The sequence below is a fragment of the Pseudoalteromonas sp. HM-SA03 genome (assembly GCF_002289345.1).
Classification (GTDB): Bacteria; Pseudomonadota; Gammaproteobacteria; order Enterobacterales; family Alteromonadaceae; genus Pseudoalteromonas.
This window is the reverse complement of sequence record NZ_NSDG01000008.1, coordinates 1-9,121: the sequence shown is the minus strand read 5'-3', so window position 1 is coordinate 9,121 and position 9,121 is coordinate 1. Positions and strand designations below refer to the sequence as shown.

8 protein-coding genes and 6 tRNA genes are annotated in these 9,121 nt (G+C 43.8%); 1 reads left to right on the top strand and 13 read right to left on the bottom strand.

The window, feature by feature from the left end:
- Positions 1-226: 226 nt before the first annotated feature.
- From lnt to miaB, 5 genes are read right to left on the bottom strand one after another with little or no spacing between them, the layout of a single operon-like run.
- On the bottom strand, positions 227-1,804 hold the full coding sequence (gene lnt / locus CKO50_RS01670) for an apolipoprotein N-acyltransferase (protein ID WP_095726744.1): 1,578 nt from the start codon (positions 1,802-1,804) through the stop codon (positions 227-229).
- The gene (corC, locus tag CKO50_RS01665; RefSeq protein ID WP_010607361.1) at positions 1,782-2,660 is read right to left on the bottom strand and encodes a CNNM family magnesium/cobalt transport protein CorC; all 879 of its coding nucleotides are present in this window, start codon (positions 2,658-2,660) and stop codon (positions 1,782-1,784) included. Before corC ends, lnt begins: the two co-directional genes overlap by 23 nt.
- Before the next feature lie 22 nt (positions 2,661-2,682).
- A complete protein-coding gene (gene ybeY, locus CKO50_RS01660; protein WP_095726743.1) occupies positions 2,683-3,141 on the bottom strand; it encodes an rRNA maturation RNase YbeY in 459 nt (152 codons plus the stop codon).
- 3 nt (positions 3,142-3,144) lie between these two features.
- Positions 3,145-4,179 (bottom strand): PhoH family protein, encoded by a 1,035-nt coding sequence (locus CKO50_RS01655; RefSeq protein WP_095726742.1) that lies wholly within the window; start codon positions 4,177-4,179, stop codon positions 3,145-3,147.
- 54 nt (positions 4,180-4,233) lie between these two features.
- Entirely contained in the window at positions 4,234-5,667 is a 1,434-nt protein-coding gene (miaB, locus tag CKO50_RS01650; RefSeq protein ID WP_010607359.1) for a tRNA (N6-isopentenyl adenosine(37)-C2)-methylthiotransferase MiaB, read from the bottom strand.
- Between the two features lie 230 nt (positions 5,668-5,897).
- Between miaB and CKO50_RS01645 the strand changes: the two genes are divergently transcribed.
- Positions 5,898-7,064 carry an FAD-dependent oxidoreductase gene (locus tag CKO50_RS01645; protein WP_095726741.1) on the top strand — a complete coding sequence of 389 codons (1,167 nt, stop codon included), beginning with the start codon at positions 5,898-5,900 and terminating at the stop codon, positions 7,062-7,064.
- Positions 7,065-7,130: 66 nt separating this feature from the next.
- On the opposite strand, the gene CKO50_RS01640 is transcribed toward CKO50_RS01645, so the two are convergent.
- From CKO50_RS01640 to CKO50_RS01605, 8 genes are all read right to left on the bottom strand, one after another.
- Complete coding sequence (locus tag CKO50_RS01640; protein WP_095726740.1) at positions 7,131-7,685, bottom strand: hypothetical protein; 555 nt, start codon at positions 7,683-7,685, stop codon at positions 7,131-7,133.
- 177 nt (positions 7,686-7,862) lie between these two features.
- Positions 7,863-8,006: a hypothetical protein gene (locus CKO50_RS24355; RefSeq protein WP_255228966.1), complete on the bottom strand. Its 144-nt coding sequence runs from the start codon at positions 8,004-8,006 to the stop codon at positions 7,863-7,865.
- Positions 8,007-8,116: 110 nt separating this feature from the next.
- Positions 8,117-8,201, bottom strand: a tRNA-Leu gene (locus CKO50_RS01630).
- Positions 8,202-8,234: 33 nt separating this feature from the next.
- Positions 8,235-8,305: transfer RNA gene (locus CKO50_RS01625), tRNA-Gln, on the bottom strand.
- 131 nt (positions 8,306-8,436) lie between these two features.
- Positions 8,437-8,521: transfer RNA gene (locus CKO50_RS01620), tRNA-Leu, on the bottom strand.
- A 41-nt stretch (positions 8,522-8,562) separates the two neighbouring features.
- A tRNA-Gln gene (locus tag CKO50_RS01615) sits at positions 8,563-8,637 on the bottom strand.
- Positions 8,638-8,801: 164 nt separating this feature from the next.
- Positions 8,802-8,886, bottom strand: a tRNA-Leu gene (locus CKO50_RS01610).
- Between the two features lie 85 nt (positions 8,887-8,971).
- Positions 8,972-9,048, bottom strand: a tRNA-Met gene (locus tag CKO50_RS01605).
- Positions 9,049-9,121 lie beyond the last annotated feature (73 nt).

The following is a 9,121-nucleotide window of genomic DNA, read 5'->3' as shown; positions in this document are numbered from 1 at the left end:
GCTCCCACCAGAGGTTACTTATTGCATGTAGGAGCGATTTTTCATCGCGATGTGGTATTAGATATCGCCGCATAAAGCGGCTCCCACCAGAGGTTACTTATTGCATGTAGGAGCGATTTCANCATCGCGATGTGGTATTAGATATCGCCGCGTAAAGCGGCTCCCACCAGAGGTTACTTATTGCATGTAGGAGTGATTTTACATCGCGGCAGGTACAACACCGCAACTACAAAAAGTTGCGTTCAAACCGCTTAAGCACTATGGGCTTCACTTTTGCGGCGGCGAGTATCAGCAGAATAAAAGCGACAATAAACCAGTTGGGGCGATTACCATGCTCTGCATACCAGCTCACTCCACCAATTAGTTTTACATCACTTTTCAGTATATTGGCTTCGAATTGTGGAATGGCATGCTGAACTTTGCTAAGTGGATCGTAAACACCAGTGATACCATTATTTGTTACTCGAATTAATGGGCGCTGTAATTCTAAGGCACGCATGCGAGCGATCTGCATATGCTGATGCGGGCCGTGGGAATCTCCAAACCAAGCGTCGTTACTCACAGTAAAAAGAATATCTGACTCAGAGGTAAAGTTACCTCTGACAAGCTCGCTAAACGCGATTTCGTAGCAAATAGCGGGTAACACATGCAAACCGTTCGCAAGTAGGTTTGGTTGTACCGCATCACCTCGAGTAAATGACGACATCGCTAAGTTAAAAAGAGGGGCTATAGGACGCAATAGGTCTTCGAACGGCACAAACTCACCAATAGGCAACAATTGGTGCTTCTGGTAGCGGTTTTTGTGCAGATAGTGATATTGCCCTTCGCTGTCTTCTTTTTCTTTTTTACCAAGCGTGATCAGCGTGTTGTACGCGGTTCTGGTATCAAACTGATAATCGGGAATACCCGTTATTAGCGCCGTGCCATTAAACGCGGCGGCTTTGTCCAGCCCTTCTAAAAATGGGTAGGCGATATCTTCAAATTCTGGAATAGCCGCTTCTGGCCACACCACTAAATCAACGCCTTGCCAGTTAGGTCTGGTCATATCTCGATATTTAGACATGGTAGGCCAAAACTGTTCAGGCTCCCAGCGCAGACTCTGCTTGATATTACCTTGTACAAGTAAGGTGGTGATTTCATCTCCCGAGTATTTTAGTGGGCCTTGAATGACTGGCACACTGTATAGACCGGCAATGCCAGCAAAGCAGGCTATAGCGAGATAAATCGCACGTTGTTTAAGTAGATAGTAGAGGCTTGTTGTCGCTAAAATAACTAACAATGTTAAGCCAAATTCACCGATCCAAGGGGCTAAACTGCTCAGAGGCGAGTCAGTTAACGTATAACCAAAGCTAAGCCAAGGGAAGCCCGTGAGCATATGGCCTCGTAGCCACTCGGTTATGGCAAACCCCGCAACAAGTGCCAACACCCGTTGCCAAGGTGTGCGAGTAAAGTAGCTGGCAAAAGCAAATGCCAATGTTGGGTAGATGGCAAGATAAGCACATAGTAATGCCATCAACAGCACTGAGACAGGTAAGGGTAAACCACCAAATTCAGCGATAGAGACATGCACCCAGCTTATGCCAAGTGCAAACCAGCCAAAGCCAAATAAAAAGCCATATTTAGCCGCGAGCTTTGCACTGGGTTTATCGGTAAGCCAAGTCGCTATAATCAAGCTGACAAACGCGATGGGCCAAAAACCAAAAGGGGAATAAGCAAAAGTAAGCGCACAGCCAGAAATGAGTGCCAGCCATGCAAACTTATCTTTTGCGAGGTTACTCAGGTTAGATACTAGAGTCTTCAACATGTTCAGATTTAGGTACACTTACTTGAATTTGTAAGATCCTCCGGTTATCGGAGTTAGTTACCTTAAACTGAAGGGGATCTATGTCTATGGTTTCACCACGGCTTGGCATATGGCCAAATGCATGAAGAATAATACCGCCAATGGTATCTGCTTCTTGGGTGTCGTAGTTGGTTTTGAAAAATTCGTTAAATTCATCCAAGGGCGTGAGTGCTTGCACGGTATAAACATGTTTAGACAGCTGACGAATATCTTGTTGTTCTTCGTCGTCATCATGTTCATCTTCGATTTCACCAACAATGGTTTCGAGAATATCTTCGATAGTAACCAGTCCAGACACACCGCCATATTCATCAATCACGATGGCCATATGGTAACGTTTTTGACGGAATTCGTTGAGCAGGGTATCGACACGCTTACTTTCAGGCACGACCACTGCGGGACGAAGGTATTCGCGGATACTTGGCAAATCGCGCTCTTCGCGCAAAATCAAAGGTAAGAGATCTTTGGCAAGTAAGATGCCTTCTACGTGGTCTTTGTCTTCACAAATCACAGGAAAACGCGAGTGTGAAGATTCTACCATCATAGGGAGTTGAGCACTGAGAGGCTCATCTACATCAAGTGTAATCATTTGCGAACGTGGGATCATGATGTCACGTACTTTCAGCTCTGAAACGCTGAGTACACCTTCCATCATGTCTTTGGTTTCTGGGTCAATCAGCTGGCGCTCTTGCGCATCAGCGATGACTTCAGCCAGTTCTTCTTTATTTTGGGGTTCCCCTTGCAGCATCTGTGTGATGCGTCCCAGCCAGGTCTTGCTAGAAGAACCCTGACTACTTTGCGAGTTATCGTCGCTCATTAGTTGTGTCTGCTCCGTTAATTTAACAATCGTCTCTGTAAGGATCTGCGATATTCAAAGAAGCGAGAATTTGCTTCTCTATTGTTTCCATTTCTACCGCGTCTTGTTCATTTATATGGTCAAATCCAAGTAAATGCAAGCAACCGTGGATAACCATATGAGCGAAGTGGTCATGAAAGGTCTTTTCTTGCTCTATGGATTCTTGGTATACCACTTGGGGACAGATAATTAAATCACCAATAAGAGGTAATTCAATCCCTGGTGGCGCATCAAATGGGAAAGACAACACGTTGGTTGGCTTGTCTTTGCCCCTATACTGGCTATTGAGCTCTTGGCTCTCGTGCTCGTCAGCGATGCGAATAGTTAATTCTGCCTCTTCGCGAAATTGTGTTAATGCATGTTCTGCCCATAATTGAAATTGAGCTTGGGACGGTAAGTTGTCAAACTCACAGGCCAATTGCAAATCTAGCATTAAGTCCATGCTTTATTCCTCAGAAGCTGGCTGTTTCGCTTGATGCTTTTCAGCTTTAGCGAGACGCTCTTGTTCTTCTTTCTTCTCATATGCTTCAACGATACGGGCAACCACAGGGTGTCTAACTACATCGTGAGATTTAAAGAAGTTAAATGAAATCTCTTCTACATCATTGAGCACTTCTATCGCATGACGAAGTCCAGAGCGCGCACCACGAGGTAAATCGATTTGGGTGATATCACCGGTGATCACCGCTTTTGAATTAAAGCCAATCCGCGTAAGAAACATCTTCATTTGTTCAGTCGTGGTATTTTGGCTCTCGTCCAAAATAATAAACGCGTCATTGAGTGTTCGACCACGCATATACGCCAAAGGTGCAACTTCGATGACATTTTTTTCGATTAAGCGCTCAACTTTTTCAAAACCAAGCATTTCGAATAGGGCGTCATAAAGTGGACGAAGGTAAGGGTCGATTTTTTGTGTTAAATCACCCGGTAAGAAACCCAGCTTTTCACCAGCTTCAACTGCTGGACGAGTGAGGAGGATGCGACGTATTTCTTGACGTTCTAGCGCATCAACCGCTGCCGCAACAGCAAGATAGGTTTTACCAGTACCCGCAGGACCAACACCAAAGGTAATATCGTGAGTTAAGATATTAGCGACATATTGGCTCTGATTTGGGTTACGAGGCTTAACCACACCGCGACGAGTCTTAATATAGACTTCTTTGTCCCACACGGTTGGGGCGTCTTGTTCAAGTACGTTCGCTTCTGTGATGGCCAGATGAACCTGATCCGGTTCGATTTCTGTCATTTTTCCTTTCACAGGCTGAGTATCAACATATAGAGACTTTAGAATATCCACAGCTGCTTTTGCCGTTACCGCTTGTCCGGTCACTTTAAACCAATTGTCACGGTGTGCGATTTCAACTCCAAGGCGACGTTCTATTTGTTTTAGATTTTCGTCGAACGGACCACAAAGTGAAGAAAGGCGGTGATTATCTGCGGGTTCTAAGTAAATTTCTATATTCTTTATCTGATTACTCAAAATGTCTTCCTATAAAAATGACGCTAGCCGAAGCTAGCGCACAATTTAAAAATGCTAGGGGGTAAAAGTACCAACACCTAATTCATTAATTTCAGGTTCTTGTGGTGCTTTATTTAAGATATCCGACGGTTTTACGTCACGACGTAAATCCATTTCTGCTTCAGTACGGATAAGTTCACCACGTAGCGAGTTTGGTAACGCCTCAGTAATACGTACATCGACGAATTGGCCGATCACTGAGTGTGGACCTTCAAAGTTTACAACGCGGTTATTTTCGGTTCTACCACGCAGTTCCATTGGGTTTTTCTTCGATGGGCCCTCAACCAAAATACGCTGCTCGGTATCGTGCATCTTGCGGCTGATATCCTGCGCCATTTGGTTGATACGGTTCTGTAGAAGATACAGACGTTCTTTCTTTTCTGATTCTGCAACATCGTCAGGTAAGTCGGCTGCTGGTGTGCCAGGTCGCGCCGAGTAGATGAAACTAAAGCTCATATCAAAGCCGATATCATTAATTAGGTTCATCGTCGCTTCAAAGTCTGCGTTTGATTCGCCTGGGAAACCAATGATGAAATCTGAAGACATGCTTAGGTTCGGACGGATCTTACGTAGCTTGCGGATCGTTGACTTGTACTCAAGCGCAGTATGACCGCGTTTCATAAGGTTTAGAATACGGTCTGAACCACTTTGTACCGGTAGGTGTAAATGGTCAACAAGCTCTGGCACATCCGCATAGGCTTCAATAATATCTGGTGTAAATTCAACCGGGTGAGATGTTGTATAACGAATACGGTCAATACCGTCAATTGCTGCAACGTAGCGAATTAAATCAGAGAAGTAACAAATTTCACCATCGTGCATTTCACCACGGTAAGCATTTACGTTTTGACCGAGTAAGTTCACTTCACGTACACCTTGCTCAGCAAGCTGAGCAACTTCAAGGATCACATCATCTAAAGGACGGCTTACTTCTTCGCCACGCGTGTAGGGTACAACACAGAAAGTACAGTACTTAGAGCAACCTTCCATAATTGAAACAAATGCACTCGGGCCTTCAGCCTTTGGCTCAGGGAGGCGGTCAAATTTTTCAATTTCAGGGAATGAAATATCAACGACAGCACCTTCTTTGCTTTGCACCTGTTTGATCATCTCTGGCAGGCGGTGCAATGTTTGTGGGCCAAACACGATATCAACAAATGGAGCGCGCTGACGAATGGTGTCGCCTTCTTGTGATGCTACGCAGCCACCAACACCGATAACAAGATCAGGGTTTGTGTCTTTTAGTAGTTTCCAACGACCAAGTTGGTGGAATACTTTTTCCTGTGCCTTCTCACGAATCGAGCAAGTATTGAGTAGGATCACATCAGCTTGCTCAGCTTCTTCTGTAAGCTGATAGCCATTTGTTGAATCCAAAAGATCCGCCATTTTCTGGGAGTCATACTCGTTCATCTGACAACCCCAGGTTTTAATATGCAGTTTTTTACTCATTTAAATATTGCCTCGTTTACAACTCGGTGTTTAGCACTACGCGTTTCTCGTGCAGGCGATGCTGAATTGATATCATTATGCCTAAAGGACGCGTATTTTATATGACCTATCTTGTCTAGCCAAGTATAGATTTTAACTTTCAAAATGTGGATCAATACAGAGTGTTTTAAGCAAACATCTGTTTTTATATGCGTTACAATGCGCAAAGACTCAATTAAGTGGAATATGGCATGAAAAACAAGGCTCTGATAGTCGGTGGTGGCATGGTTGGTGCAGCGTGTGCTGTTAAGCTAGCGAAGCAAGGTGTTGACGTAACCATTATTGAACATTCTCCCATCTCACCTGATGCAATACTCGCAAGTGATAAGGTAGATATTCGCGTTTCGGCTATCAATCGCTTTTCCGAGCAGTTACTAGATGAGCTTGGTGCTATGCCTGTGTTAAGAAGCACCAGAGCCGCGGTTTACAAGCAGCTAGAAGCCTATGAGGATAAGCCAGGGCAATTGATATTTGATTGTGAAGCGCTAAACGCCTCGCACTTAGGCCACTTAATTGAGAATAACCTCATTCAAGCAGCATTGTGGCAACAGTTTGAGGAATTTGATATCAAAGTGGTTTCACCAGAGGGGATCCCAAAGCGCATTGTTCATAATGAGGATTCCGTGACGATTGAGTATCAAGCAGCATCCTTTACCACCGATTTGTTAATTGCAGCTGATGGTGGCCGTTCTATCGTCAGACAAATGAGTGGCATAGGCGTGACGGGGTGGCAATATGAGCAACATTGTATGGGGCTGCTGATTAAACTCGACGCGCCGCAGCAAGAAAAAACATGGCAGCAATTTAAGCCATCAGGTCCCATTGCCTTTTTACCTATGCAGTATCCGTATGCCAATCTGATTTGGTATGACAACGGCAATAAACTCAATTTACTTAAGCAACTAGATAAGCAGGCGCTAAAACAAGAAGTAAAAGCTGCATTTTTTGAGCTACCCGGTGACTTTGAGATTGAAGAAGTGGCGGTTTTTCCTTTAGCAAGGCAACATGCTAACCAATACGTGAGCGAACGAGTGGTATTAGTAGGAGATGCAGCTCATACCATTAATCCGTTAGCAGGGCAGGGAGTAAATCTTGGCTTTAAAGACGTAGCGGCACTTGCTGAAGCGATTGAGTCAAAAGAAGATATTGGTGATAGCAGCGCACTACATCATTACGAGTCAAAGCGTAGAAAAGACAACCTCTTGATGATGAGTATGATGGATGCGTGTTATTTTGGCTTTTCGAATCAAGTAACACCGTTAAAGCATTTGAGAAATCTGGCGCTGAATGTGGCGAATAAAGCAGGGCCGCTGAAAAAAGAAGTGCTTAAGCACGCCATGGGAGGAGTTGGTTTTTAATTACACTTGTAGGAGAGAATTAATTATCCGGCTCTCAGGTTACTAGGCTCTCCTACATTTTCCTTGCTATAAGCTTCCGACTAAACGTGTTCTATCAATGATTTGAATTAATGTTCGTTTGTCAAACTTGCCATCAATCTGTAATAGCCAGTCGCTATTTTCTAACAACAAAAACGCAGTATTTTGACCTGATTTATTTAGTGCAGAAAAAATATAACTACCTTTAACTTTTTCAACAAACAGTTCAGACGTATCAATGTCACCAAATACTGCACCGATTTTATGACCGTGTGGCTTTTGTTCTTGAATTTTGCCATTAAAGAGTTGCTCAAGGAATGTGAGCGGGGCTAAGCCATATTTCTTAGGTAGATCGGCAAGTGCAATTGAGCTGGGCAACCAATTTAAAAACAATTCAGACTCCTTGTTGCTTATAACCATTGAATAGGAATTATCGCTAAAGGTATGAAACGAGAGTTTGCTAGTCTGCTCTGGCGCAATGCAGTAATTAAAGTGTTTAAGTGAGATATCAATATTTGGAGGTGTGCAGTGGGTCTTCATAGCTGCTTGAGCACTGGCGAGTAGAGGTAACAAAGTCAATATGAGTAATAATAACTTTCTCATTATTATACTCCTAAAGCTGCGATTTGTAGGTGTCGACGGTAACCCCATATAACGGACTTAGCGCAGGTAAGGGACTGCTTTTGCTCCAGCTGCGCCAATACACTTTGTGTAAAGTTTTTGGCTATCCATGAAATTGAAGCTTTACCACCAGTAGGTTCAGGAACCCAATTAAGGGCTTCAGTGCAATCTTTTGTTTTTTTTTACCATCTCACCGAATATTTCAGCGACTTTTGGGTTCGCTTCACCGCTAAAGGTTATCTCTAATCCCGCGCCTTTATAAAATGAGTTTATTGCTGCTTTAACCTTATCTTGTTCGGTCATGATAATAATCCTTTATTATTAATTTCTAATAAAGAATATAACATAAATGTTGATAAAGTAAAATTAACGAGATTATGGTTTTTGGGGGAGGATTTTTTATATAGATTAAATGGTGCGGAAAGAGAGACTTGAACTCTCACATCCGAAGATACTGGAACCTAAATCCAGCGCGTCTACCAATTCCGCCACTTCCGCACAGTAGAAATTTTATTTTTAGCTAACATCCNNTGGAGTACCAGGATTTGAACCTGGGAATGGCGGGATCAAAACCCGCTGCCTTACCGCTTGGCGATACTCCAGCAATAGAGGTAAGTTCAAATCTTATTTAGCCCAGATTTGAGTTAGGCTACCTTACCGCTTCCACTTCGTGTCGAGGCAATACCCAGCAATAGAGGTAAGTTCAAGCGTTTGAGTTCTACTTGAAAGAACATGGTGCGGAAAGAGAGACTTGAACTCTCACATCCGAAGATACTGGAACCTAAATCCAGCGCGTCTACCAATTCCGCCACTTCCGCACAGTAGATATTTTATTTGTAGCTAACATCTCAAAAAGAGATGGCTGGAGTACCAGGATTTGAACCTGGGAATGGCGGGATCAAAACCCGCTGCCTTACCGCTTGGCGATACTCCAACGAAAACTCAAATCTAACTTAAATTGTTGAACCCAGGATTTGAATCTGGGGGGGATGAGTGAGGGATCAAAACCTCTCTCTTCTCTGCCTTACCGCTTCCACTTCGTGTCGAGGCGATACTCCAACGAAATAAAATCTTTTTGAGTTCTGATTTAAAAGAACATGGTGCGGAAAGAGAGACTTGAACTCTCACATCCGAAGATACTGGAACCTAAATCCAGCGCGTCTACCAATTCCGCCACTTCCGCATATCATTTCGCATTAGTTATTAGAACCTAAATCCAGCGTCTATATCAAGACATCGAGCAATTCCAAAACTTCCGCATTTGTAAATGGTGGCTATGCCCTGATTTGAACAGGGGACCCCATCATTATGAGTGATGTGCTCTAACCAGCTGAGCTACATAGCCATTGGCTGGAGTACCAGGATTTGAACCTGGGAATGGCGGGATCAAAACCCGCTGCCTTACCGCTTGGCGATAC

What these genes read in the sequence shown, in the direction of transcription:
- lnt (WP_095726744.1), bottom strand. Translation starts at nt 1,804, where the DNA reads ATGTTGAAGACTCTAGTATCTAACCTGAGTAACCTCGCAAAAGATAAG.
- corC (WP_010607361.1), bottom strand. Translation starts at nt 2,660, where the DNA reads ATGAGCGACGATAACTCGCAAAGTAGTCAGGGTTCTTCTAGCAAGACC.
- ybeY (WP_095726743.1), bottom strand. Translation starts at nt 3,141, where the DNA reads ATGGACTTAATGCTAGATTTGCAATTGGCCTGTGAGTTTGACAACTTA.
- miaB (WP_010607359.1), bottom strand. Translation starts at nt 5,667, where the DNA reads ATGAGTAAAAAACTGCATATTAAAACCTGGGGTTGTCAGATGAACGAG.
- CKO50_RS01645 (WP_095726741.1), top strand. Translation starts at nt 5,898, where the DNA reads ATGAAAAACAAGGCTCTGATAGTCGGTGGTGGCATGGTTGGTGCAGCG.
- CKO50_RS01640 (WP_095726740.1), bottom strand. Translation starts at nt 7,685, where the DNA reads ATGAGAAAGTTATTATTACTCATATTGACTTTGTTACCTCTACTCGCC.
- CKO50_RS24355 (WP_255228966.1), bottom strand. Translation starts at nt 8,006, where the DNA reads ATGACCGAACAAGATAAGGTTAAAGCAGCAATAAACTCATTTTATAAA.